At 30.1% G+C, this 25,660-nt stretch carries 20 protein-coding genes; 13 read left to right on the top strand and 7 right to left on the bottom strand.

The features are described from left to right. Window position 1: 1 nt before the first annotated feature. The 4 genes from G507_RS0106085 to G507_RS0106070 all read right to left on the bottom strand — a co-directional run bounded on the left by G507_RS0106085 (window position 2) and on the right by G507_RS0106070 (window position 3,028). Complete coding sequence (locus G507_RS0106085) at window positions 2–469, bottom strand: IPExxxVDY family protein (protein WP_026716661.1); 468 nt, start codon at window positions 467–469, stop codon at window positions 2–4. Window positions 470–582: 113 nt separating this feature from the next. Continuing rightward, a complete protein-coding gene (gene rnc / locus G507_RS0106080; RefSeq protein ID WP_026716660.1) occupies window positions 583–1,323 on the bottom strand; it encodes a ribonuclease III in 741 nt (246 codons plus the stop codon). An 8-nt stretch (window positions 1,324–1,331) separates the two neighbouring features. Next, entirely contained in the window at window positions 1,332–2,585 is a 1,254-nt protein-coding gene (fabF, locus tag G507_RS0106075) for a beta-ketoacyl-ACP synthase II (RefSeq protein WP_026716659.1), read from the bottom strand. Window positions 2,586–2,791: 206 nt separating this feature from the next. Next, window positions 2,792–3,028: an acyl carrier protein gene (locus G507_RS0106070; RefSeq protein ID WP_026716658.1), complete on the bottom strand. Its 237-nt coding sequence runs from the start codon at window positions 3,026–3,028 to the stop codon at window positions 2,792–2,794. Window positions 3,029–3,202: 174 nt separating this feature from the next. On the opposite strand from G507_RS0106070, the gene purN reads away from it, so the two are divergent. The 4 genes from purN to G507_RS0106050 all read left to right on the top strand — a co-directional run bounded on the left by purN (window position 3,203) and on the right by G507_RS0106050 (window position 7,227). Continuing rightward, window positions 3,203–3,772 carry a phosphoribosylglycinamide formyltransferase gene (gene purN, locus G507_RS0106065; RefSeq protein ID WP_026716657.1) on the top strand — a complete coding sequence of 190 codons (570 nt, stop codon included), beginning with the start codon at window positions 3,203–3,205 and terminating at the stop codon, window positions 3,770–3,772. A gap of 9 nt (window positions 3,773–3,781) precedes the next feature. Next, on the top strand, window positions 3,782–4,261 hold the full coding sequence (rnhA, locus tag G507_RS0106060; protein WP_026716656.1) for a ribonuclease HI: 480 nt from the start codon (window positions 3,782–3,784) through the stop codon (window positions 4,259–4,261). A gap of 78 nt (window positions 4,262–4,339) precedes the next feature. Beyond that, complete coding sequence (locus G507_RS0106055; RefSeq protein WP_026716655.1) at window positions 4,340–5,266, top strand: PfkB family carbohydrate kinase; 927 nt, start codon at window positions 4,340–4,342, stop codon at window positions 5,264–5,266. Between the two features lie 65 nt (window positions 5,267–5,331). Continuing rightward, the gene (locus tag G507_RS0106050; protein ID WP_026716654.1) at window positions 5,332–7,227 is read left to right on the top strand and encodes an amidophosphoribosyltransferase; all 1,896 of its coding nucleotides are present in this window, start codon (window positions 5,332–5,334) and stop codon (window positions 7,225–7,227) included. 229 nt (window positions 7,228–7,456) lie between these two features. On the opposite strand, the gene G507_RS0106045 is transcribed toward G507_RS0106050, so the two are convergent. Beyond that, the gene (locus tag G507_RS0106045) at window positions 7,457–8,062 is read right to left on the bottom strand and encodes a superoxide dismutase (RefSeq protein WP_026716653.1); all 606 of its coding nucleotides are present in this window, start codon (window positions 8,060–8,062) and stop codon (window positions 7,457–7,459) included. A gap of 104 nt (window positions 8,063–8,166) precedes the next feature. Between G507_RS0106045 and G507_RS0106040 the strand changes: the two genes are divergently transcribed. The 6 genes from G507_RS0106040 to G507_RS0106015 all read left to right on the top strand — a co-directional run bounded on the left by G507_RS0106040 (window position 8,167) and on the right by G507_RS0106015 (window position 18,297). Continuing rightward, window positions 8,167–11,322, top strand: coding sequence for a UvrD-helicase domain-containing protein (locus G507_RS0106040; protein WP_026716652.1), 3,156 nt, complete (start codon window positions 8,167–8,169; stop codon window positions 11,320–11,322). 11 nt (window positions 11,323–11,333) lie between these two features. Then, complete coding sequence (kbl, locus tag G507_RS0106035) at window positions 11,334–12,527, top strand: glycine C-acetyltransferase (RefSeq protein WP_026716651.1); 1,194 nt, start codon at window positions 11,334–11,336, stop codon at window positions 12,525–12,527. 120 nt (window positions 12,528–12,647) lie between these two features. After that, window positions 12,648–14,051, top strand: a complete 1,404-nt coding sequence (locus tag G507_RS0106030) for an OmpA family protein (protein ID WP_026716650.1) — start codon at window positions 12,648–12,650, stop codon at window positions 14,049–14,051. A gap of 67 nt (window positions 14,052–14,118) precedes the next feature. After that, entirely contained in the window at window positions 14,119–16,902 is a 2,784-nt protein-coding gene (locus G507_RS0106025) for a PD-(D/E)XK nuclease family protein (protein ID WP_026716649.1), read from the top strand. 9 nt (window positions 16,903–16,911) lie between these two features. Further along, window positions 16,912–17,754 (top strand): mechanosensitive ion channel family protein, encoded by an 843-nt coding sequence (locus G507_RS0106020; protein WP_026716648.1) that lies wholly within the window; start codon window positions 16,912–16,914, stop codon window positions 17,752–17,754. A 156-nt stretch (window positions 17,755–17,910) separates the two neighbouring features. Further along, window positions 17,911–18,297, top strand: coding sequence for a hypothetical protein (locus G507_RS0106015; RefSeq protein ID WP_035665726.1), 387 nt, complete (start codon window positions 17,911–17,913; stop codon window positions 18,295–18,297). A gap of 42 nt (window positions 18,298–18,339) precedes the next feature. Here G507_RS0106015 and G507_RS0106010 read toward each other — a convergent pair whose 3' ends face one another. Continuing rightward, entirely contained in the window at window positions 18,340–19,122 is a 783-nt protein-coding gene (locus tag G507_RS0106010; RefSeq protein ID WP_026716646.1) for an alpha/beta fold hydrolase, read from the bottom strand. Window positions 19,123–19,300: 178 nt separating this feature from the next. Here G507_RS0106010 and G507_RS0106005 point away from each other — a divergent pair, with 178 nt between their 5' ends. Beyond that, window positions 19,301–20,530, top strand: a complete 1,230-nt coding sequence (locus G507_RS0106005; RefSeq protein ID WP_026716645.1) for an AbiH family protein — start codon at window positions 19,301–19,303, stop codon at window positions 20,528–20,530. A 68-nt stretch (window positions 20,531–20,598) separates the two neighbouring features. On the opposite strand, the gene G507_RS0106000 is transcribed toward G507_RS0106005, so the two are convergent. Further along, window positions 20,599–21,891, bottom strand: a complete 1,293-nt coding sequence (locus tag G507_RS0106000; protein WP_026716644.1) for an aminopeptidase P family protein — start codon at window positions 21,889–21,891, stop codon at window positions 20,599–20,601. A 118-nt stretch (window positions 21,892–22,009) separates the two neighbouring features. Between G507_RS0106000 and G507_RS16495 the strand changes: the two genes are divergently transcribed. Both G507_RS16495 and G507_RS0105990 read left to right on the top strand, forming a co-directional pair. Continuing rightward, window positions 22,010–24,787: a VPS10 domain-containing protein gene (locus G507_RS16495; protein WP_051191503.1), complete on the top strand. Its 2,778-nt coding sequence runs from the start codon at window positions 22,010–22,012 to the stop codon at window positions 24,785–24,787. Between the two features lies 1 nt (window position 24,788). Continuing rightward, window positions 24,789–25,640: a ChaN family lipoprotein gene (locus tag G507_RS0105990; protein WP_026716643.1), complete on the top strand. Its 852-nt coding sequence runs from the start codon at window positions 24,789–24,791 to the stop codon at window positions 25,638–25,640. Window positions 25,641–25,660 lie beyond the last annotated feature (20 nt).

The raw sequence follows: 25,660 nt of genomic DNA, 5'->3' as shown, positions 1-25,660 counted from the left end.
ATTAAAAAATTAAATTACTTTTTGTTTTTATTTTATTTTTGTCTAATCTGTAAGACATTGAAATTGAGTCTATTTTTGAAATAGTTTGGTTTATTTCATCAATTTTTAAAAAACTATCTTCGGTATCTACTTTTAGTATAAAGTCTACTTTTTTGTATTCAGGAACCATAAACATATATTGCTCATAATTTTCGAATAACGAATTAGTATTATTTTCTACTTTAATAATTGATTTATTTTCTATTAAATTCCAAGAAGTTTCGTTGTCTGAATCAAAATATATAAAACGATCAAATGATCCTTTCATTTTTTTTTCGGTTTTATCAATTGAATCAAAGAAATGAAACTTTGTGCTTAGATTTCTATTCAATAAAAAGGCAAGTTTAGTAACTTCAATTGTAGTATGAATTGCAATTAACTCATATTCAGTAGTTGAAAAATCTTCTAATTGTAATTTAAAAACTGCCATTTACATATAAATAAAGTGTAAATATACAGTATATTAAAGTTAATTGGACGTTAAAATAAATAAGAAATTGTTATTTTTTTAACGAAAACGATGTAGCTAATTGCTAAATTCATTTATTTTCCTGTGATTTTTTCTTGTAATGCAAAATAAGCTCTTTGTGATGCTTTCTCTTCTGCCTTTTTCTTTGAGGTAGCCCTAGCCCTTGAGACTACTTTGTTTTCAATCAATAATTTGACACTAAAAAACTTTTGCCCTTCAATACCATTGTCTTCAATAAAATCAAAATAAAATGATTTTTTTTCTTTCTGACACCATTCTATTAATAAACTTTTATAACTAGTGATTTTTCCTTCTAATTTATCTAAATCTACATAAGGTTTGATGATTTTTTTCTCAATAAATTTTTCACATGTATCGAAACCTTTATCTAAATATATTGCACCAATAAATGCTTCAAATAAGTTTCCATGAATATTTTCGCCAAAATTTGTAGGTGAAACTTTGCTTTCAACAAATTGAATTAAATTAAAATCTCTACCTAATTCATTCAAATGTTCTCTACTAACTATTTTAGAACGTGTTTTTGTTAAATAGCCTTCATCTCCAGTTGGAGCAGTTTTATATAAAAAAGCCGAAATAACACTACCTAAAATGGCATCACCCAGAAACTCTAATCGTTCATAGTTAAACGGATTTCCATTTACATCTATAATATTTGCTGAACGATGTGTAAAAGCTTTTTTATAATATTTTAATGTAACAGGTTTAAAACCAAGGATTTTACTTATTTTTTCAAAAAAAATCCCGTCTTCAAGAGAACGGGATTTTGATACTATTTTTTTTATGAAGTTCATATATAAAGTTAGTCTTCTAATTTTTTAAACAACACACATGCATTGTGACCACCAAAACCAAAAGTATTACTCATGGCAACGTTGATTTCTCTTTTTTGCGCTTTGTTTAAAGTAAGATTTAATTCTGGATCAATTCTTTCATCTACAACTGTATGATTAATTGTTGGAGGAACAATTCCGTGTTTCATGGCTAAAATAGACGCAATAGCCTCAATTCCTCCAGCAGCACCTAATAAGTGGCCTGTCATAGATTTTGTTGAATTAATGTTGATATTTTTAGCATGATCACCAAAAACTGCTTTAATTGCTTTTAGTTCAGCAACATCACCTAACGGAGTAGAAGTTCCATGCGTGTTTATGTGATCAACTTGCTCTGGTTTCATTCTCGCATCACGTAAAGTATTTTCCATAACAGCAATAACACCAATTCCTTCTGGATGTGGTGCAGTTAAATGATATGCATCAGATGACATTCCGCCACCACCAACTTCACAATATATTTTTGCACCACGTGCTTTTGCATGTTCATATTCTTCTAAAACTAATGCACCAGCACCTTCTCCAAGTACAAATCCATCTCTTGTAGCGTCAAAAGGTCTTGAAGCTGTTTCTGGACTTTCATTTCTTGTTGATAAAGCTTGCATTGAGTTAAATCCACCCATTCCAGCTATAGTTACAGCTGCTTCAGAACCACCTGTTATTATGACATCACACATTCCTAAACGAATGTAGTTAAATGCATCAATTATTGCATTTGCCGAAGAGGCACAAGCAGAAACAGTTGTGTAATTTGGCCCCATAAAACCATTTCGCATAGAAATATGAGCGGGAGCAATATCAGCAATCATTTTTGGAATAAAGAAAGGGTTAAAACGTGGTGTTCCATCACCTGCGGCATAACTCATAACTTCATCTTGAAAAGTTTGTAATCCTCCAATACCTGCGCCCCAAATAACTCCAACCCTTTGTTTGTTTACATTGTCAGAAGTAATACCAGCATCGTTTATGGCTTCTTCACTTGCTGCAACAGCATATTGTGCAAATTTATCCATTCTACGTGCTTCTTTGCGATCCATAAAGTCTTCAATATTGAAGTTTTTAATTTCGCAAGCAAACTTTGTTTTGTGCTTTTCTGTATCGTAATAAGTAATTGGTGCAGCACCACTTTTACCACTAATAAGTGCATCCCAATATTCTTGAATGTTATTTCCAATCGGAGTCAACGCTCCTAATCCAGTAACTACTACACGCTTTAATTGCATATATAAAATTTTTGGTTTATATAAAAAAACCCAAAGTGCTTTTAATACTAAACTAAAAGAAACAATGGGTATTACATAGTTTTTATTGTAATGATTGTAATACAATCAATGTTTTCAAACCGATAAAATCAATTAAGATTTAAATTAACTAGCGAATGCTAAAATAATTGCATCCACAAAGAAAAACGTTGTGGATGCTTATAATATTATTTTTTAGCTTCTTCGATGTAAGAAACTGCTTGACCTACAGTAGCAATGTTTTCTGCTTGGTCGTCTGGAATTTGAATATCAAATTCTTTTTCGAACTCCATAATTAGCTCAACAGTATCTAATGAATCTGCTCCTAAATCGTTCGTGAAGCTAGCTTCTGTTACAACTTCGTTTTCGTCAACACCTAATTTGTCTACGATAATCGCTTTTACTCTTGATGCAATGTCTGACATAATCTTTTAATTTTTAATTTAATTTGTTGGCAAAAATAAAAAACTTTATTTTAAAACAACATATTTTTGTTATTATAATAAGTTACGAATTTAAAAAAAAATTTTAACAAAGACCGCTTTTTTTTATTTTTTACCAATTATTATTCTTTTTTTTGTGGAAGAAATCAATGTTCAATGAAAAAAATTGTGCTTTTTGCTTCCGGAAACGGCACTAATGCCGAGGAGATTATAAGGTGTTTTAATAAAAGTAGTTTTGCTACCGTAACCAATGTGCTTACAAACAATTCTGATGCCAAAGTTATAGAAAAGGCAAAAAATCTTGAAGTTAATGTCTTAGTATTCAATAAATCAGAACTTAATGAAGACTTTGTTTTAGGTGAATTAAATAAAATTAAACCCGATTTAATTGTACTTGCTGGCTTTTTATTAAAGTTTCCAGAACACATTATAGAGGCTTTCCCTAATAAAATAATTAATATTCATCCTGCTCTGTTGCCAAATTATGGTGGAAAAGGAATGTATGGGATGAATGTTCACAAAGCTATTTTTGAAAATAAAGATGCTGAAACAGGAATAAGTATTCATTATGTAACCCCAAATTACGATGAAGGTGCAATAATCTTTCAGAAAAGTGTTACAATTTTAGATTGTAAATCACCAGAAGAAATAGCCCAAAAGGTTCACCAATTGGAACATAAATATTTTCCAGAAGTTATTAAAAAACTTATAACTCAAAATTCATAACTCAAAATTTTGTCACACCAAGTACATATATATACAGACGGAGCAGCCAAAGGAAATCCCGGACCAGCTGGTTATGGAGTTGTTATGGAATTAGTAGGGACTCCACATAAAAAAGAATTTTTTGAAGGTTTCAGAATTTCTACTAATAATAGAATGGAACTTTTAGCCGTAATTGTAGGGTTAGAAAAGCTAAAAAATCCAAACATGACTGTTTTAGTTGTTTCTGATTCAAAGTATGTAGTTGATGCTGTAGAAAAAAAATGGGTATTTGGTTGGGAAAAGAAAGGTTTCAAAGACCGAAAAAATCCTGATTTATGGAAACGATTTTTATTAGCCTATCGAAAACATAAAGTTGATTTCAAATGGGTAAAAGGACACAACAATCATCCTCAAAACGAGCGTTGTGATGAATTAGCCGTTATGGCTTCACAACAAAAGAATTTGTCTATTGATATTTTTTATGAAAATATTGAAGGAAAGTTGTTGTAATTAAAAGTTAAACTCCAAATGCATTTTATACTTTTAAACTAAAAATGTATCTTTGCACCTTATTTCAAATTATATATAATGAACAAATTATTAATTGTAGGAACTGTAGCTTTTGACGCTATTGAAACTCCTTTTGGAAAAACCGATAAAATACTTGGTGGAGCTGCAACTTATATTGGACTTTCTGCTTCGTTTTTTAACGTTAAATCGGCCATTGTTTCTGTAGTTGGAGATGACTTTCCACAAGAATATTTAGATTTATTAACCAACAAAAACATAGATATTTCAGGAATTGAAGTTGTAAAAGGTGGAAAAACATTCTTTTGGAGTGGGAAATACCATAACGACTTAAATTCAAGAGATACTTTAGAAACACAATTAAATGTATTAGCGGATTTTAATCCAGTTGTACCAAATGATTATAAAAATGCTGAAGTTGTAATGTTAGGAAACTTACACCCTTTAGTTCAGTCGGGTGTTTTAGATCAAATGACTTCAACTCCAAAATTAATTGTTTTAGACACAATGAACTTTTGGATGGATTGTGCTTTACCAGAATTAATGGATGTAATTAAACGTGTAGACGTTATAACAATTAATGATGAAGAAGCTCGTCAATTATCAGGAGAATATTCTTTAGTAAAAGCAGCAGCAAAGATTCATACAATGGGTCCAAAATATGTTGTAATTAAAAAAGGAGAACACGGAGCTTTACTTTTTGAAGGTAAAAACGTATTCTTCGCACCAGCTTTACCATTAGAGGAAGTATTTGATCCAACAGGAGCAGGTGATACTTTTGCGGGTGGTTTTTCTGGATATATAGCACAAAGCGAAAACGTTTCTTTCGACAATATGAAGAACGGAATTATTTATGGTTCAAACTTAGCTTCATTCTGTGTGGAGAAATTTGGAACAGAAAGAATGGAACAACTTGAAAAAGAAGAGGTTCATTCGCGCTTGCAACAATTTAAAGCGTTAACACAATTTGATATAGAATTATCGTAAATTTATGCCTCGAAGTTTCGAGGCTTTTTTTATTACATTAAACAACAATACAACACACTACAATTATGAGCGATGCTATTAAACACGAATGTGGAATTGCTTTATTAAGACTTTTAAAACCATTAGATTTTTATAAAGAAAAATATGGAACAGCTTTTTACGGCATAGAGAAAATGTATCTCTTGATGGAAAAGCAACATAACCGCGGGCAAGACGGAGCAGGTTTAGCAAGTATTAAATTGGACGTAAATCCTGGAGAAAGATATATTAGTAGAATTCGTTCAAATGATGCGCAACCTATTCAGGATATTTTTGCTCAAATTAATGGAAGAATAAACGAAGAATTAGTTGCTCATCCTGAATATAATACAGCTGAACTTCAAAAACAACATATACCTTATATTGGAGAGTTGTTTTTAGGTCACGTTCGTTACGGAACTTTTGGTAAAAACAGCATCGAAAGTGTTCATCCTTTCTTACGTCAAAACAATTGGATGCATAGAAATCTAATTGTTGCCGGAAACTTTAACATGACCAATGTAAAAGAATTGTTTCAAAGTTTGGTGGAATTAGGGCAACATCCAAAAGAAATGGCTGACACAGTTACTGTGATGGAAAAAATCGGACATTTTTTAGATGAAGATGTAACCGAAATTTATCAAGAATGTAAAGAAAAAGGACTTTCTAAACGTGAAGCTTCTCAAGTTATTATGGAACAATTAGACGTTGCAAAAATATTGCGAAAAGCTTCTAAAAACTGGGATGGTGGTTATGCAATGGCTGGATTATTAGGTCATGGAGATGCATTTGTATTTAGAGATCCAGCCGGAATTCGTCCAGCGTATTATTATGCAGATGATGAAATTGCAGTAGTAGCTTCAGAAAGACCAGTTATTCAAACGGTTTTTAATGTGCCTTTCGAAAAAGTAAAAGAATTAGACCCAGGAAAAGCGATTATTGTTAAAAAGAATGGTTCAATTTCATTAGAAGAAATTATTCCAGCAACAGAAAAGAAAGCTTGTTCGTTTGAGAGAATTTATTTTTCAAGAGGAAGTGATGCCGAAATTTATCAAGAACGTAAAGAATTAGGTAAATTAATTTTACCAGCAGTTTTAGAAGCGATTGATAACGATACAGATAATAGCGTTTTCTCATTTATTCCAAACACAGCAGAAACTTCTTTCTACGGAATGGTTGAAGCTGCTCAAGATTTCTTAAACCAAAGAAAAAATAAATATATCTTAGATAACAGAAAGACGCTAACTAAAGAAAAATTAGAAGAAATACTTTCTGTAAAAATTAGAACGGAAAAAATCGCTATTAAAGATGCTAAATTAAGAACGTTTATTACTGAGGACAGTAGTAGGGATAGTTTAGTGGCTCATGTTTATGATGTGACTTATGGTGTGATAAAACCAACAGATAATTTAGTAATCATTGATGATAGCATTGTAAGGGGAACTACTCTTAAGAAAAGCATCATTAAAATGATGGATAGATTAAATCCAAAAAAAATTGTTGTAGTTTCATCAGCACCACAAATTCGTTATCCAGATTGTTACGGAATTGATATGGCTAAACTAGAAGGCTTAATCGCTTTTAAAGCAACATTAGCATTATTAAAAGAAAGAAATCTATACCATATTGTTGATGAGGTTTACGAAAAATCTAAAAAACAAGAGCTTTTTGCAGACAAAGAAGTAGTCAATTACGTTAAAGAATTATACGCTCCATTTACTGATCAAGAAATTTCAGATAAAATTTCAGAAATGCTAACTTCAAAATCGGTCAATGCACAAGTAAAAATCATTTTTCAAAATGTTGAAAACTTACACAAAGCTTGTCCAAAAAATTTAGGAGATTGGTATTTTACTGGTGATTATCCAACGTTTGGTGGTAATAGGGTAGTAAATAGGGCTTTTTTGAATTTTTACGAAGGAAACGATGCAAGAGCTTATTGAAAATAAAATTGTTAATAACAACAAAAAATACTCGCAGAAAGTTTGTTCATAAAAATATTTTGCATAGATTTGTTTCACCATAGGATTAGTAGGTTAAGTTTATGGTAGATTTGGGGCAAAAAGGGTGGATTTATTTCCACCTTTTTTATTTAGTATAATCAAACAATCTTATATACAAAAAGGGCTGAAGATAATTCTTCAGCCCTTTTACTTTTTAGTAAACTACTGTTTATTTGGCAGCAGTATATCTTTTTGCAACTTCATTCCAGTTAATTACATTAAAGAAAGCTTCAATATAATCAGGTCTTCTGTTTTGATAATGTAAATAGTAAGCATGTTCCCAAACATCCATCCCTAAGATTGGAGTTCCTCCGCAGCCAACACCTGGCATTAAAGTGTTATCTTGATTTGGTGTTCCACAAACTTCTAATTTTCCGTCTTTAACACAAAGCCAAGCCCAACCTGATCCAAATTGAGTTGCCCCAGCTTTTGCAAAAGCATTTTTAAAATCCTCAAAAGATCCAAAGTCTTTATCAATTGCAGCAGCTAAATCTCCAGTTGGTAATCCACCACCGTTTGGCGACATTATTTCCCAAAATAAAGAGTGATTGAAAAATCCACCACCATTATTTCTAACAGCGCCGTTGCTCATGTCTAAATTTTTAAGAATATCTTCAATAGATTTTCCTTCTAATTCAGTTCCTGCAATTGCGTTGTTTAAATTCGTTGTATATCCATTGTGATGTTTTGTATGGTGTATTTCCATAGTTCTAGCATCAATATGTGGTTCTAATGCATCATATGCATAAGGTAATTTTGGTAATTCAAAAGCCATAATATAGTTTTTTAAATAGATTAGTATTATTTTTATTCAAATTTACGAAATAAGCCGTTAAATACATAATACAATTTTCTTATAGTTTTATAAGATTTACATATATGACAGAAAATAAAGCCTCCTTTTCAATCTATAACGCCTCTGCGGGTTCGGGTAAAACCTATACTTTGTCGAAAGAGTATATTAAAATTTTATTAAAATCACCTTCAAATGAAGCTTACAGGAAAATTCTAGCTATAACTTTTACCAACAAAGCAGTAGAAGAAATGAAGTCTAGAATTATTTTCTATTTGTTAGAATTTTCAAAAGAGGAAACTTCAGAAAAAGCCGCTGATTTATTAAAAGATGTTGCAAAAGAAACAGGTTTGAGTATAGCAACAATTAAAGATAAATCAAAAGTTATTATCAAAAGTATCATTCATAATTATACAGCTTTTGATATTTCGACTATTGATAGATTTACGTTAAAGATTATTAAATCATTTTCGCACGAATTAAATATTCCTTTAGATTTTGATATTTCTTTGGAAACCGATTTGTTGATGCAAGAAGCTATTGAAACCGTTATTTCTAAAGCCGGTGAAGATGAAGAATTAACCAAATTACTACTTGATTTCTCAAGAAACAAAACAGATGATGATAAAAATTGGGACATTACTTTTGACTTACTAGCTGCAAGTTCGCTTTTGACCAATGAAGATAGCAAGCACGAATTAAAAGATTATGAAAACAAAACAATTGCTGACTTTGTCGAAACCAAAAAAGTGATTGTCGAACAAATCGAAAAATATAAAAAATTAGCTTCAGCTTTAGCTCAAGAAAGTCTGACTTTAATTAAAGATAACGGAATTGCCATTGAATCCTTTTCAAGAAAGACGTTTCCAAATCATTTAATTAAAATTATGGAAGGAAATCTTCCTCCTTCTGATATAAATAAATTTTCAGAAGTAGAACAGGTTCAAATTAATAAAACAGCAAAAGACAAAGGTTTAATCGAAAGTATTTTGCCCGAGATTTTGCAAAAACTTCAATTAGCTTATAAAGAATATCAAAATATTTTCTTGCTTGAAGCTTTTAATAAAAACATTTATCCTTTATCGTTACTAAATTCAATTAATAAAGAGTTTAGAAAAATTCAAACCGATCAAAATATTTTATCGATTTCTGAATTTAATGAGATAATAAACAAAGAAATCCAAAATCAACCAGCTCCTTTTATATATGAGAAAATGGGTGATCGTTACCGTCATTTTTTTATTGATGAGTTTCAAGATACTTCCGTTTTACAATGGAAAAATTTAATTCCATTAGTTGATAATGCGCTTTCTAGTGAAGAAAATGGTGTTGCAGGAACATTAATGTTAGTTGGTGATCCAAAACAAGCTATTTATCGTTGGCGTGGTGGAAAAGCTGAGCAATTTATTTCTTTGAGTAAAGACGAAAATCCGTTTTCAAATAAAGATAAGGAAACAATAGTTTTAGATACAAATTATAGGAGTTATAGTCAGGTAATTGACTTTAATAATGATTTTTTCAAATTCATTTCAAGTAAATTAGAAAATCCGGATTATGTCGATTTATATTTGAATAATAGCCATCAGAATAAAACAAATAAAAATGGTGGTTACGCTAATATTTCATTCATTGATACATCTGATAATGCTGAGGTAAATGCTGAGGAAGAAGATGATGATAAAAACACAAAATATCTAAAACAAACTTTAGTTACGATTGAAAAAGTCCTAAAAAACGGATTTCAATATAAAGACATGGTTTTGTTGACGCGAACGAAATCAAACGGAGTTTTATTGGCGAATTATTTAACCGAAAATGAAATTCCGATTTTATCTTCTGAAACTTTACTGATTCAAAATGCAACAGAAGTTAAGTTGATTATCAATGTGTTGAAGTATATTAACAATAAATTTGACGCTGATGCAAAGTTCAATATGTTGTATTATGTTGGGAAATATTTGCAATCTTCTGAAGAAATTCATGATTTAATTAACCAAAACCTTCATGTTTCAGAAGAAAATTTAAAAATTGCCTTAGAGAAATATGATGTTTCAATTGATTTTAATGCTTGCAGAAAAAAATCACTTTACGAAGTAGTTGAAATTATTGTTTCTGCCTTTATCAAACAGAAAGCTAATAATTCTTATGTTCAATATTTTCTAGATTTGGTTTTAGAAAGACACATAAAAGCACAATCAAGTATTGCTGATTTTATTGATTATTGGGAAAGAACGGGTTACAAAAAAAGTATTCCTTCACCTGATGGAAATAATGCTATAAAAATCATGACAATTCATAAATCAAAAGGACTTGAATTTCCAGTTGTGATTTACCCTTTTGCAAATGATAATTATTCAAAAAACAATAGAAATAAACTTTGGGTTCCTTTAGAAAATCCAACTATTAATTTTTCTAAAGTGTTAATTGATAATAAAAAAGACGTATTAAGTTATAGTGATGACGCAAGTAGAATTTACCAAGAAAAAAATCAAGAAGAAATATTAGATAACATTAATGTTTTGTATGTTGCTTTTACAAGAGCAGTTGAGCAACTTTATGTAATTTCAGAAATTAAGATTAATAAAGATGGAAGTTTACCTAATACATTGTCTTCAAACATAATTGAATATCTTCAGTTAAATAAAAACTTTAATGAAAATCAACTAGAATATGAATTTGGGAATCCAATGAAAGTTTCTAAAAATGAAGAAGTAATTGCTAACTTAGATGAAATACAAGTTGTTCAAAATAAGATTAAAACAAGTGCTATAAAAATAGCTCAAAAAGAAGCTTTAATGTGGGGAACGATTCAAGCTGAAGCTATCGAATTTGGGAACACATTACATGAAATTTTATCTTATATAAAAACAAGTAAAGATGTAAGTCAAGCGATTGCTATTTCTTTAGAAAAAGGTTTAATTAATCAATCGCAAGTTAATATAATTGAAGAAGTTATATATTCAATAGTAAATAATTCAGAATTAGAAAAATTTTACTCAAAAGAAGCAAAAATTTATAACGAATCTAGCATAATTGATGAAAATAAAAACACTTTTATTCCAGATAGAATTGCAGTTTTTGGGGAAAAAGTTTATCTCTTAGATTATAAAACTGGAGTTCCAAAAGAAAGTCATAAACATCAAATTGAAAAATATGAAGCTGTTTTGCTAAAAATGGGATATATAGTAGAAGAAAAAGCTTTAGTTTATTTAGGAGAGAATTTAAAAATTATACATTTGTAAAAAATAAAGATATGTACGGCAAAATACAACAACACTTACAAGAAGAATTACAAGCAATTCAAGAGAACGGATTGTTTAAAAAAGAGCGAATTATTACTTCGCCACAAGGAGCAGAAATTACAATTTCAACTGGTGAGACAGTTTTAAATTTTTGCGCAAACAATTATTTAGGACTTTCATCACATCCAGAAGTGGTGCAAGCAGCAAAAGATACTTTAGATTCTCATGGTTTCGGAATGTCATCGGTTCGTTTTATTTGTGGAACTCAAGATATTCATAAAACCTTGGAGCAAAAAATTGCAAATTTCTACGGAACGGAAGATACTATATTATATGCAGCCGCATTTGATGCAAATGGTGGAGTTTTCGAACCTTTGTTAGGTGCGGAAGATTGTATTATTTCAGACAGTTTAAATCATGCCTCGATTATAGATGGAGTAAGGTTGTGTAAGGCAGCTCGTTATCGTTATGAGAATAGCAACATGCAAGATTTAGAAGCTCAGTTAATTAAGGCCACAGAAGAAGGAAGAAGATTTAAGTTAATTGTTACTGATGGCGTTTTCTCAATGGATGGATTAGTTGCTCCTTTAGATAAAATTTGTGATTTAGCAGACAAATATGATGCCTTAGTAATGATTGATGAATGTCATGCAACAGGTTTTATAGGAGCAAAAGGTATTGGAACACTAGAAGCTAAAAATGTTATAGGTAGAATAGATATCATAACAGGAACATTAGGAAAAGCACTTGGTGGAGCAATGGGTGGTTATACTACAGCCAAAAAGGAAGTTATCGAAATCTTACGTCAACGCTCTCGACCATATTTGTTTTCAAATTCTTTGGCACCAGCAATCGTAGGAGCTTCAATTAAAGTTTTTGAATTATTAGAAAAAGACACTTCATTAAGAGATAAATTGGAATGGAATACTAATTATTTTAAAAGCGGAATGAAAAAAGCAGGTTTTGATATTATTGATGGAGATTCTGCAATTGTACCAGTTATGTTATATGATGCAAAACTTTCTCAAACAATGGCAGACGAATTACTTAAAAAAGGAATATATGTTATAGGATTCTTTTTTCCTGTAGTTCCAAAAGATAAAGCAAGAATTAGAGTTCAATTATCTGCAGCACACACAAAAGAGCATTTAGATAAGGCCATAAATGCTTTTATAGAAGTAGGAAAAAGCCTAAAAGTGATATAATAACCACAAAAACACGTGTTTTTAAGTATTTTTTATGAATAAAATTTGCAGATATAAATAATCGTGTTAAATTTGTCTAAATTATATAGGTTGTAATTAAAATTAAAATTAAAAAAAAGTATGAAACATCTTAACAAATTATTTGCTGTGGCTTTAATGTTTGCTGGTTTAGCAACACAAGCACAAGACAGCAACAATCCATGGGCAGTGTCTTTTGGTGTGAACGCAGTTGACACAAAATTCAGTGCATCGGAGAAGTTTGAACATCAAATTGCTGAATATTTCAATGTACAAGATCACTGGAACATTCTTCCATCGGTTTCTTATATTGGAGTTTCTAAGCATGTTGGAAACAGTTTTTCTATTGGTTTAACAGGTTCTGTTAACAAAATTGATAGATTCGTTACTAAAGTACCTGGTACAGTTAACTCTCACGTAGTTACTAACCCTGGTGATTTATCTTATTATGCTGGAGATTTAGCTATTAAATATAGCTTTATGGAAATGATTAAATCTAAAGTATTTGATCCATTCGCTCACGTTGGTGGAGGTTATACTTGGATGGGTGATGCTTCTGCAGGAACAGTTAATGGAGGTTTAGGAATAAACTTTTGGTTTACTGACAATGTTGGTTTATCATTACAATCTACTTACAAACATTCATTTGATGACACTAGAACACCAAATGTTGATGTTGCTTCTCACATGCAGCATTTCGCAGGTCTTACTTTCAAATTTGGAGGTAAAGATACTGACGGTGATGGAATATATGACAAAGATGATGCTTGTCCAGAAGTTGCAGGTTTAAAAGAATTCAACGGATGTCCTGATACTGATAAAGATGGTATTATGGATTCTGCTGATGCTTGTCCAGAAGTTGCAGGTTTAAAAGAATTAAACGGATGTCCAGATAGAGACGGAGATGGAATCATCGATTCAGAAGATGCTTGTCCAGACGTTAAAGGTTCAAAAATGATGAAAGGTTGTCCTGATACAGACGGAGACGGTGTAGCTGACAATGTAGATAAATGTCCAGAAGTTAAAGGACCAAAAGATAACGCAGGTTGTCCATGGCCAGATACAGATGGAGATGGTGTTGCAGATAAAGATGACAAATGTCCTACTGTAAAAGGAACTGTTGCTAATAATGGATGTCCTGAAGTATCAGAAGCTACTATGAAACAATTAAATGATTATGCTAAAACAATCTTATTTGATTCAGGTAAATCTACTTTCCAACAACAAACTTTCCCAGTTTTACAAGCTATTACTGCTATCTTAAAAGAGTATCCAAATTCTAAATTCTCTTTAGAAGGACATACTGATAGTGATGGTAGTGAAGAAACTAATCAAGTGTTATCTAGCTCAAGAGCAGAAGCTGTAAAAGCTTACTTAATTGAGAATGGAATTGACGCAAGCAGATTAACTTCTACAGGTTTTGGTGAAAAATACCCAATTGACACTAACAAAACTAGAGCTGGTAAAGCTAACAACAGAAGAGTTGAAGTTAAATTAGTAAAATAATTTAATTCCAAAATATTTTTAAGAAAACGCCTCGTTTATTCGGGGCGTTTTTTTATTTTTATACTATATGAACAATTCAACATTCCTAAGTAAACTAACAGATGAATTAATCAATCAGTTTCCTGATAATTTATCTGATATCACCATAGTTCTACCCAGTAAAAGAGCAAGAGTATTTTTAATTGAAAACATTCAATCAAAACTCTCTAAGCCAATCTTTACACCTAATATAGTTAGTATAGAAGAATTTATTCAAGATATATCAGGTTTGCGAACTATCGACTCTATGGAAGTGTTATTCGAATTCTATAATGTCTATTCTTCAATAACCGAAAAAAAAGATATTCAAGACTTTGAAACCTTTTCTTATTGGGCAAAAACACTTATTCAGGACTTTAATGAAATTGATCGTTATTTGTTAGATCAAAAACACGTTTTTTCCTACTTAAAAGATGTGGAAGCTTTAAAAAGATGGGATTTAGAACTAAATCAAACCACAAAATTAATTGATGCTACTTTAGAGTTTTGGGATAAATTACCTCACTATTATAATTTATTCTACAAGTATCTTTTAGAGAAAGGAATTGGTTATCAGGGTTTGCTATATCGTGAATCAATAAATAATTTAGAAGCTTTTACCAAAGAGATTTCCAAATCAAACAAAATTGTTTTTGCTGGTTTTAACGCTTTAAATCAGGCTGAAGAACGAATTTTTCAACACTTAATGCTTCATGAAAAAGCCTTAGTGTATTGGGATATTGATTACACCATTTTAAAAGATCCATTTCATGATGCGGGTTTATTTATCAGAAAATATAAAAGAGAATGGAAACAATATGCTAATCAATCTTTTAAATGGATTGACACGCATTTTCAACAAGAAAAAAACATCCAAATAATTGGAACACCAAAAACCGTTGGGCAAACCAAAATTGTTGGAAATCTTATGGAAGAACTTCAAGCTAATAATCCTGATTTACAAAATACAGCTATTGTTTTAGGTGATGAAAATTTATTGCTTCCAGTTTTATATAATTTACCTGAAACTGTCGAAAGTTTAAATATTACAATGGGTTATCCAAGTAAAAATAATCCAGCTCAATTGTTGATTTCCAAAATTTTTAAACTTCATACTAACGCAAAACAACGAAACGAGAGACAGTACACTTTATATTACAAAGAAGTTTTAGATATACTGAATCACTCTTTAATTGAGCCTTATAGTGATGCCAAAAAAGTAGAACATGTAATCAAATACAACAACTTTACTTTCTTTTCTAATGATAAGTTATTTGAGTTGTATGAAGAACACAAAACCAATGATGATAATCCATTATTTGAACTAATTTTTTCAAAATGGAATGATGATGCTTCTGAAATTATCAGCAAATTAACTCAAGTTTTACTGACGATAAAATCTCGTTTAACGAATGATAATCAAGAAGATATAATCGCAAAAGCTTTCTTACATTCTATTTACCAAGTTTTAAACCGAATTGCCACCTTTATTGAAAAATACCAAAGCATAACTTCACTTTCAAGTTTGTTTTCTATTTATAAAAATGTAGTGGATTTAGCTGAAGTCTCTTTTGAAGGAAAACCTTTGTCTGGTTTGCAAGTAATGGGAGTTTTAGAAAGTCGTGTTTTAGATTTTGAAAATGTAATCATAACATCAGTTAATGAAGGTAAATTTCCTTCTGGAAAAAGTTCAAATTCGTTTATTCCTTATGATATTAAACGCGAATTAGGATTGCCAACTTTCAGAGAAAAAGATGCGATTTATAGTTATCACTTTTATCATTTATTGTATCGAGCCAAAAATATTTACTTGCTTTATAATTCTGAAAATTCAGACGGAATTGACGCTGGTGAAAAAAGTCGTTTTTTAACCCAATTAGAAATCGATTTCCCACATCACATTAAGAAAAACACAATATACAACGCTCATTTACCAAGTTTGGCTTACGAACCAATAAAAATAGAAAAAACAGATGCTGTTTTAGAAAGATTACAAGACATTGCAACCGGAAAAGGGTTTTCGCCATCATCTTTGACAAGTTATATTCGAAATCCGATTCAGTTTTATACTCAACGAATTTTACGCATTAGAGAAATTGATGAAGTAGAAGAAAATATTGCAGTAAATACTTTAGGAACTGTAATTCACGAAACATTAAAATATTTATACGAACCTTTTGTCGGAAAATATTTATCAGTAAATGATATTGATACAATGTTAAATTTGGTTGAAACCGAAACCATAAAACAATTCAAAGAAATTTACAAAGAAGGTGAAATCAAAAAAGGAAAAAACCTTTTAGCTTTCGAAGTTGCTAAACAAAACGTAGAGCAATTTCTAAAAATGGAAAAGAAAGACATCGAGGAAGGTTCTGCCATTAAAATTTTATTTTTAGAACATACTTTAGAAGGTAAAATTGTAGACAAAAAGTTGCCTTATGAAATAACAATTGCCGGAAACGTTGATAGAATTGAATTAAGAGACAACAAAATCCGAATCATCGATTACAAAACCGGAAAAGTATTGGCAAGTAGCTTAAAAGTAGATGATTTCACCGTTTTGTCTTCTGATATTAAATATGATAAAATCATTCAATTGCTTTGTTATGCTTTGATGTTTGAAAATCAAACTGAATACAAAGAATATTCAGTTGAAGCCGGAATTATTTCTTTCAAAAACATGAAAGCCGGATTTATGCCTTTTGGCTTTGGAAAAGGAAAAAACAGCGATTCTGATATTACAACTCATACTATTGATTCATTTAAAATAGAATTAGTATCTTTAATACAAGAAATTCTAAACCCAGAAATTCCTTTTGAAGAAACTTTGTAATACAGATTTATGGATAAGTTAATTGAGAAAATACAGTTTTATTACGATACAATTTTGCAAAATGCACCAGCTTTTTTAATTGGTCTTGTTGTTTTACTTGTTGGATTTTCAATTGCTAATTTTGGAAAAAAATTCACTCAGAATAAAATTAAATCAAAGGTTAAAAATACACTTTCTGGACTTTTTATAGCACAAATTATTTCTGGAATTATTAAAACTATTACAATTGTAATTTTTTTGGACTTTATAGGTTTTCAGGGAATTACCTCTAAAATATTAGCTGGAGCCGGAATTTTAACCTTTGTAATTGGTTTTGCCTTTAAAGATATTGGAGAAAATTTCTTAGCTGGAATTATTTTGGCATTTAAAAGTCCGTTTAAAGAAAACGACTTAATTGAAAGTGAAAAAGTTATTGGTTATGTAAAAGAGCTCAGAATCAGAGAAACTATTATAAAAACAACGGATGGAAAAGATGTTTTTGTGCCTAATTCTCAAATATTAAAATCACCTTTAATTAATTACACAATAGATGGTTTTTTACGAAATGAATTTATGTTAGGATTAGATTATTCAAGTGATCTTTCAAATGCGATTCAAGTAATAATAGAATCAGTTTCCAAGACAGACGGTGTTTTACTTGGTGCAAAAAAGCCAACTGTTGTTATCGATGAGTTTGCAGCAAGTACAATTAATTTAAAAGTGCTTTTTTGGTTAGATACTTTTAAAAGTTCATCAAAAAGTTATCATTTAGCGATTCGAACACAAGTGATGAAAAACGTATTAGATGCGTTAACCGAAAACGAATTCTCATTGCCTTATAATATTATTGAAGTTAAACAGTATAAGGGTTAAGTAAAACTCAAAAAACCTAATATGACCTTATTCATATGGTTTCTTTCTTTAACTTAAATCACATTTCATCGTTAAAAGTTGCTATTTAAGCAAAAAGGATGATTTGTATATCTCGCTTTTTTTTTGTAAATTAACTGTATAATAAAAAAATTATATATGAAAAAAATAATACTATTATGTACTGTGATACTATTTGTATCATGTGCATCAAAAATGAATTTTCCAGTTTCTAATGTTGCTCCTGCAGCTGAAATTTCAGTAAAAATTAGCAAAGACAATAATGAAAACAAGGAAATTAATTTAAGATCAAAATATTTAACTTCTCCTGAGCGATTAACACCTCCAAGAAAAGCTTACATAGTTTGGATGCAAACTGAAGCAAATGGACTTTTAAATTTAGGACAATTAGAAACAGATGCTTCTAACAAAGGAAGTTTTACAACAGTGACAGCTTATAAACCTTTAGAGATTTTTATAACTGCGGAAGATGATATTGCCATCAAATATCCTACAGGACAAGAAATTTCGAGAATAAAAATTTAAAAATAAAAAAATTAAACTGAAGTCAATTTGATTTCAGTTTTTTTATGTTTTTTTCAAAAAATATTGGAGGACTTTAGTCAATTCTTCTCTATTTTCAATATAACTCATGTGGCCATCATCAAAAGTGACTAATTCTACTTTTGTATTTTCTATTTGAGTTATATTTTCTTTGTAATTCAAAACCGGGTCTTGTTTACCAAGAATTAATAAGATTGGATATGTAGCAAAATGCAGAATAACTTCTCTGTCATTTCTAACTTTCATTCCTTCTAAAGCCGCTACAATTCCTTGTAATGGAGTTTTTAAAGCTTCTTTGCGTACAAGTTCAATATCATCGTTTAAAAGCTCTCTGTTGTTTTCACTGAACAAATTGGCAATAGACATTCTTATGAAAGCAGTATAGTTTTGTTTTACAGCCAAAACAGCTCTATCTCGATTTGCTTTTCGTTCGTCAGAATCAGCTCTTGAAGTCGAATTTAAAAGTACCAAACCTTTCATCATTTCCGGATATAATTCTGCAAAAGCCAAAGCAATATAACCACCCATTGAATGACCAACTAAAACTGCTTTTCTAATTTTTAACTCATGTAAAACATGATGAATCATATCCGCTTGGTCTTCCATCGAATGCACATATCCCAAACAATCGGTTTGACCATGACCTAATAAATCAATACAAACCACACGATTGCGTTTAGCCAATTCCTCAACATGAGCATTCCACATAGTTGAATTTTCTAAAAAACCATGCAATAAAACTACAGTTGTTCCTTTTCCGGTTTCAGAATAAGCGATTTTGGTGTTTTTGTAAAGGGTTTGTTTCAAGGGAGAATTTTATTTAGTACAAAAGTAGATATTTTAACCGCAAAGAGGCAAAGTTTTTCGCAAAGTTCGCAAAGGTTTTTCACAATACTGTCATTCTGAACTTGATTCAGAATCTCATTTCATCGAGTTCGATTTTATAAAGAAATTACTTATCTTTGAGAAAAGCATTTTTAACATTATGAGTAAAATATTAATTACAGGAAACGGTTTTGATTTATTTCATCATTTGCCAACAAAATATGGTCATTTTATGGCTGTAATGAAAACAATAGAAGAAAATAATTTTCATCATAAAGTTCCTTTTGATGAATTTTTTGGAAAAATATTTAAAGAAAAGTATTTCTTCGATTACAATTCTATCATTGAAAATTACAATACTAAAAAAATTGAATTTGAAATTAATAAAGTAATTGAAATAAAAGATTTATTAACAAAAAACAAATGGTATAAGCATTTCAAAACAGTTAATGATTTAAATACTTGGATTGATTTTGAAAATGAAATTGAAAATGTTTTGAATCTACTAGACGATGTAATTAATGATGTTAATAGGCATTTAATTGAAGAGAATATAATGAATTCATTAGAAGATGAGACTTCTTTTACTTATTTTAAAATTAAAGAATTTGAAATTTTAAGAATGAATGGTTATAGTAAAGTTGGCTATTTTTTAGATTCAAATCGATTGAATAAGAGAGATAAAAAAATTGATATTGTTTCTGTATTAGAAGAATTAAGACTTTCATTAGATGAATTTATTACATTATTTAAATTATATCTTGAAAATATAGTATTACCTATTTCAACAAAACGAAAAACTAATTTAACTATTCCATTTGATTTATTGGATAAGATTTATACTTTCAATTATACTCAAACAATTGAAAACTTATATAATTATAAAAAAACTGATGTTGTTTATTTGCATGGTAATATTATTTCAAATAATTTAACATTAGATATAAGTAATGTGCCTGAAATAATTAAAAAAAATAAAGCACATGGATTCACAAAAAAATATCAAAGAATTATAAAAAATTGTAACCAAGAATTTATTGCATTACCTGATATTGATGATAATAATCTAGAAGAAACTATTTTTTACATTATTGGACATTCGTTAGATGAATCAGATAAGTATTATATAATTTCTTTATTTGAATTTTTAAAAAGAGATAAAAATGCAACTTCAAAAATTTATATCTTTTATTATAATGAAGACGATTATCGTTTAAAATTAAATAATTTATTTACAATTATCGATAGTAATATTGTTGATGAAATGAATAAGAAAAAGCGTCTTTGTTTTTTTGAATTAAATGAAGATAGTTTGAAAAATAGCTTTCAAAAAACTATAAAACTTAAGAAAAATAGAAGTATAAATATTAAGCCTCCAATTTATAGATAAAAAAAACGGCTCACTTTCGCAAACCGTTCTATCTGAAAATCTATAATCCGAAAATCTGAATATCTAAATTACGAATTCATTATCGACTCAATCTCATCAATCTCAATAGGAATATTTCTCATCAAATTAAATGGTTCACCCTTACTTTGAATCACAACATCATCTTCTAAACGAATTCCAAAACCTTCTTTTGGAATGTAGATTCCTGGTTCAACTGTGAAAACCATATTTGCTTGCATTGGTTCGTATAATAAACCATAATCATGCGTATCTAATCCCATGTGGTGACTTGTTCCGTGCATGAAATATTTCTTATAAGCTGGCCAATCTTTGTTTTCATTTTGAACATCAGCTTTGTCTAATAAACCTAAACCTAATAATTCAGAAGTCATTAATTTACCAACTTCCACATGATATTCTTTCCATAAAGTACCTGGAACTAATAATTTTGTAGCATCATTTTTTACTCTTAAAACAGCGTTGTAAACAGCAGCTTGTCTTTCAGAATATTTTCCAGAAACTGGAATGGTTCTACTCATATCACTTGAATAATTGGCATATTCTGCACCAACATCTAACAAAATTAAATCACCAGCATTGCATTGTTGGTTGTTTTCAATATAATGTAAAACATTAGCATTGTTTCCAGAAGCAATAATTGGTGTGTAAGCAAAACCTTTTGAACGATTTCTTAAGAATTCATGTGAAAATTCGGCTTCAATTTCATATTCCATTACGTTTGGTTTCACGAAATTTAAAATTCTTCGGAATCCTTTTTCCGTAATATCACAAGCTTGTTGAATCAAATCTAATTCTTCACTTTCCTTAACAGAACGAATGCGTTGCATAATTGGATTCGATTTTTCCACTTTATGAGCTGGATAATTCTCTTTCCATTTTTTAATGAATCTTGCTTCACGAGTTTCAGTTTCAATAGTTGCTCTATAATGTTCATTTGTGTTAATGTACATCGTATCAGCATAAGTCATTAATTCTTTTAATGTCTTGTCGAAATCTTGCAACCAAATCACATTTTTGATTCCAGTAACTTCAAAAGCACGTTCTTTAGTCAGTTTTTCACCTTCCCAAACGGCAATATGATCGTTAGTTTCTTTTAAAAATAAAATCTCACGTTGATTTTCATAAGGAGCGTCAGGAAAAAGTACCAAAATACTTTCTTCTTGATCTGCACCGGTTAAATAAAATATATCTCTATGTTGAGCAAAAGGTAAAGTAGAATCAGCCGAAACGGGATAAATATCGTTTGAATTAAAAACGGCTATTCCGTTAGGCTTCATTTGTGAAGTGAACTTTTTACGGTTTTTTATGAATAAATCGCGGTCTATTTGATGGTATTTCATGTCTTAAGTTTTAATATCCATCAAATTTAAAAAGATAAAATCCAAATCTTGTTAAAACCAATAAAAATTTTCAATTATCTTTAGAATATTACTTACTTTTAGGTCAAATTTTATAAAAATGAAGAAAATACTATTCTTATTCCTATTTATTCAAAGTTTCTCTTTTGCTCAAACTAATTTATTTGAAGAAATAAAATTTCAAAGTATTGGACCAACAATCATGAGTGGAAGAGTTGTTGATTTAGCTGTAAACCCAGATAATTCAACTGAATTTTATGCAGCTTATGCTTCCGGTGGATTGTGGTATACAAATAATAACGGAACAAGTTTTTCTCCAGTTATGGATAATTCTCCAACACAAAATTGTGGTTCGGTTACTGTAGATTGGAAATCAGGAACCATTTGGGTTGGAACAGGTGAAGTTAATGCTTCTCGTTCTTCTTATGCAGGAATCGGAATTTTAAAATCTTCTGACAAAGGAAAGACTTGGGAAAATATTGGTTTGCCAGAAAGTCAACATATTAGTAGAATTTTGGTTAACCCAAAAAATATAAACGAAATTACCGTCGGTGTAGTTGGAAATTTATATTCAAAAAATCAAGAAAGAGGAATTTATAAAACTCTTGATGGTGGAAAAACATGGAAAAAAACTCTTTTCATAAATGATGAAACAGGAATTATAGATGTAGTTGTTAGTCCAGCAAATTTCAATATACAATATGCTGCTGCTTGGCAAAAAGACAGAAAAGCTTGGGATTTTAAAGGAAATGGTCCAAGTTCTGGAATATATAAAAGTACAGATGCAGGAAATTCTTGGACTTTAGTTTCAACTGAATTAAGCGGTTTTCCAAATAATGAAGGTGTTGGAAGAATTGGTCTAGCTCTTTTTAGTGAGAATATCATTTATGCTGTTTTAGACAATCAAAATAATAAGCCTTCCTCAGAAAAAAGCAAAGGTAGTTTGCCAATTATGATGAGTTCTCCAGGTGAAGATTTTGCAAATATTTCAAACAAAGAATTGAATAATGCTTTAAAATCTGCGGGTTTAAGAGAAAAATATAGAGCAGAAAACATCAAAAATTTTGTTGCAGATTCAAAATTAGAACCTAAAGAAGCTTTTAAGGTTTTGCAAGATGCCAACAAAGCTCTTTTTGAAACTGAAGTCATAGGTTGTGAAGTCTATAAATCTATTAATGGTGGAACGTCTTGGACAAAAATGAATCAAAAGTTTATTGATGACTTTTATTATACTTACGGATATTATTTTGCAAATATTAGTGTAGATGCAAATGATGAAAACCGAATTTATATTGGAGCTGTTCCATTATTATTCTCAAAAGATGGTGGAAAAACATTTGAAGTGATTAGTAAAGAAAACGTTCACGCAGATCATCACGTGACTTGGGTTAATCCAAAAAATCCAAATCATATTATTAATGGGAATGATGGAGGCGTAAATATTTCATACGATAATGGAGCACATTGGATAAAATGTAACAATCAAGCAGTTGGGCAATTTTATGCAGTGCAAGTAGATAATGAAGAAAACTACAATGTCTATGGCGGCTTACAAGATAATGGAGTTTGGTTTGGCCCAAATAATTATGTGCACGATAGGTCTTGGCAACAAGAAGGTAAATATCCATACCAAGGTATTATGGGTGGCGATGGTATGCAAATTCAGGTGGATAACCGAAATTCAAACATAGTTTATACTGGCTTTCAATTTGGAAATTATTATAGAATTGACAGAAAAACAGATAAATCAGAACCAATTACACCAAAATCAGCAAAAGACGAAAAGCCACTAAGATTCAATTGGCAAACACCTGTTTTATTGTCTTCTCATAATCAAGATATTGTTTATTTTGGCTCTAATTTCTTGCATCGTTCTATGAAACAAGGGAAAGATTGGGAAAAAATTTCAGACGATCTAACCAAAGGTTTTAAAGAAGGAAACGTAGCTTACGGGACTATTACAACCATTTCAGAAAGTCCTTTTCAATTTGGATTGTTGTATGTTGGTTCAGATGATGGCTTAATGCATATTTCAAAAGATGGTGGAAATTCATGGACTCCTTTGTCTATTTCCGAGAAATCGGAAATCTCTGATGATTTATGGGTTTCAAGAATTATAGCTTCTCAACATAAAAAAGAACGTGTATATGCAACATTAAACGGTTACAGAAATGACGATTTTACAAGTTATGTTTATGTTTCAGATGATTATGGAACAACTTGGACAAACATTTCAAAAGGTTTAACCAATGCAGTAAACGTAATAATGGAAGATTCTGAAAAAGAGAATGTTTTGTATGTTGGAACAGATAATGCTTTATTTATTTCAATGGATAAAGGAACTTCATGGCAAGACTTTTCGTCTGAAATGCCAAATGTTGCCGTTCACGATTTAAAAATTCAGGCTAAAGCTAAAGATTTAATAGTTGGAACTCATGGACGTTCAATTTATAAGGTCAATTTAGAAAAAGTGCAAGCTTTGACAGATGAAGTTCAGGCTAAAAACCTTCATTTGTTTGCAGTAGATAAAATTCAAAAATCAAGACGTTGGGGAAATTCTTGGAGTTCTTGGTCAGAAGCTTTTGAACCTAAAGCTGAAATTTGGATTTATTCAAATCAAGAAAAAGAAAGTGTTTTAAATGTTGTAAATAAAGATAATGTAACTGTTCATTCTGAAAAAATTCAACTCAAAAAAGGATTAAATAAAATTGAATATATTTTGTCAGTGGATGCAAAAACAGCTCAAAAAATCACTAGAAAAGATAAAAAAACCGAAATTAAACCGGCTAAAAACGAAAAGTTATATTTGCCTGTTGGGAATTATTCAATTTCGGTTGAAAACAAATCTACAACTTTAGAAATTTTTGAATCAAAATAATATGAAGAAATTAATAGTACTACATATTGCAATCGTTTCCTTTTTTGGAATGGCTCAAGACAAGAAATCGTATCAATTGTTTGATAAAAATGGTAAAAAAACGACTTATAAAAAGTTGGTTGCATCTTCTTTAAAAAATGATGTGGTGCTTTTTGGTGAATATCATAATAATTCAGTCGCGCATTGGTTGCAACTTGAACTTACAAAAGATTTAGCTGAAAAAACGGATTTAGTTTTAGGTGCAGAAATGCTGGAAGCTGATAATCAAAAGCAAATAAATCAATATTTAAAGAATGAAATCACGCAAAAAGGTTTAGACACTTTAGCTCGATTATGGAATAACTATAAAACCGATTATAAACCTTTAGTAGACTTTGCCAAAGAGAAAAAATTCGACTTTATAGCAACAAATGTTCCAAGAAGATATGCTAGTTTGGTTTTTAAAAAAGACTTAGTCGCTTTAGACTCACTTTCTACTGAAGAAAAATCTTGGATTGCACCTTTACCAATTGAATTTGATGTCAATTTGCCAGGTTATCAAGCTATGATGGGAATGCAAGGTGGTCACGCTGGAGATAAAATGCCAAAAGCCCAAGCTATTAAAGATGCAACAATGGCTTATTTTATCAATAAAAACAGAAAAGAAAACAGCGTTTTCATTCATTATAATGGAACTTATCATTCAGATAATTTTGAAGGAATCAATTGGTACTTAAAGAAATACAATGCAGAAACTAAAATTATAACCATTGCAACGGTCGAACAAAAAGATATTTCAAAATTAGAAAAAGAATATTACAATAAAGCCGACTTTATTATCGTTATAGATGAAGATGTAACAAAAACTTATTAGATCCGTATTAATCTATATTT

The sequence above is a fragment of the Flavobacterium gelidilacus DSM 15343 genome (assembly GCF_000422685.1).
Classification (GTDB): domain Bacteria; phylum Bacteroidota; class Bacteroidia; order Flavobacteriales; family Flavobacteriaceae; genus Flavobacterium; species Flavobacterium gelidilacus.
Note: the sequence above shows the minus strand (reverse complement) of the source record. Positions and strands in the feature narration are given on the sequence as shown.

Bases quoted from the DNA above. Each gene is read 5' to 3' on its own strand.
- G507_RS0106085 (WP_026716661.1), bottom strand. From the start codon at position 469: ATGGCAGTTTTTAAATTACAATTAGAAGATTTTTCAACTACTGAATAT.
- rnc (WP_026716660.1), bottom strand. From the start codon at position 1,323: ATGAACTTCATAAAAAAAATAGTATCAAAATCCCGTTCTCTTGAAGAC.
- fabF (WP_026716659.1), bottom strand. From the start codon at position 2,585: ATGCAATTAAAGCGTGTAGTAGTTACTGGATTAGGAGCGTTGACTCCG.
- G507_RS0106070 (WP_026716658.1), bottom strand. From the start codon at position 3,028: ATGTCAGACATTGCATCAAGAGTAAAAGCGATTATCGTAGACAAATTA.
- purN (WP_026716657.1), top strand. From the start codon at position 3,203: ATGAAAAAAATTGTGCTTTTTGCTTCCGGAAACGGCACTAATGCCGAG.
- G507_RS0106055 (WP_026716655.1), top strand. From the start codon at position 4,340: ATGAACAAATTATTAATTGTAGGAACTGTAGCTTTTGACGCTATTGAA.
- G507_RS0106050 (WP_026716654.1), top strand. From the start codon at position 5,332: ATGAGCGATGCTATTAAACACGAATGTGGAATTGCTTTATTAAGACTT.
- G507_RS0106045 (WP_026716653.1), bottom strand. From the start codon at position 8,062: ATGGCTTTTGAATTACCAAAATTACCTTATGCATATGATGCATTAGAA.
- G507_RS0106040 (WP_026716652.1), top strand. From the start codon at position 8,167: ATGACAGAAAATAAAGCCTCCTTTTCAATCTATAACGCCTCTGCGGGT.
- kbl (WP_026716651.1), top strand. From the start codon at position 11,334: ATGTACGGCAAAATACAACAACACTTACAAGAAGAATTACAAGCAATT.
- G507_RS0106030 (WP_026716650.1), top strand. From the start codon at position 12,648: ATGAAACATCTTAACAAATTATTTGCTGTGGCTTTAATGTTTGCTGGT.
- G507_RS0106025 (WP_026716649.1), top strand. From the start codon at position 14,119: ATGAACAATTCAACATTCCTAAGTAAACTAACAGATGAATTAATCAAT.
- G507_RS0106020 (WP_026716648.1), top strand. From the start codon at position 16,912: ATGGATAAGTTAATTGAGAAAATACAGTTTTATTACGATACAATTTTG.
- G507_RS0106015 (WP_035665726.1), top strand. From the start codon at position 17,911: ATGAAAAAAATAATACTATTATGTACTGTGATACTATTTGTATCATGT.
- G507_RS0106005 (WP_026716645.1), top strand. From the start codon at position 19,301: ATGAGTAAAATATTAATTACAGGAAACGGTTTTGATTTATTTCATCAT.
- G507_RS0106000 (WP_026716644.1), bottom strand. From the start codon at position 21,891: ATGAAATACCATCAAATAGACCGCGATTTATTCATAAAAAACCGTAAA.
- G507_RS16495 (WP_051191503.1), top strand. From the start codon at position 22,010: ATGAAGAAAATACTATTCTTATTCCTATTTATTCAAAGTTTCTCTTTT.
- G507_RS0105990 (WP_026716643.1), top strand. From the start codon at position 24,789: ATGAAGAAATTAATAGTACTACATATTGCAATCGTTTCCTTTTTTGGA.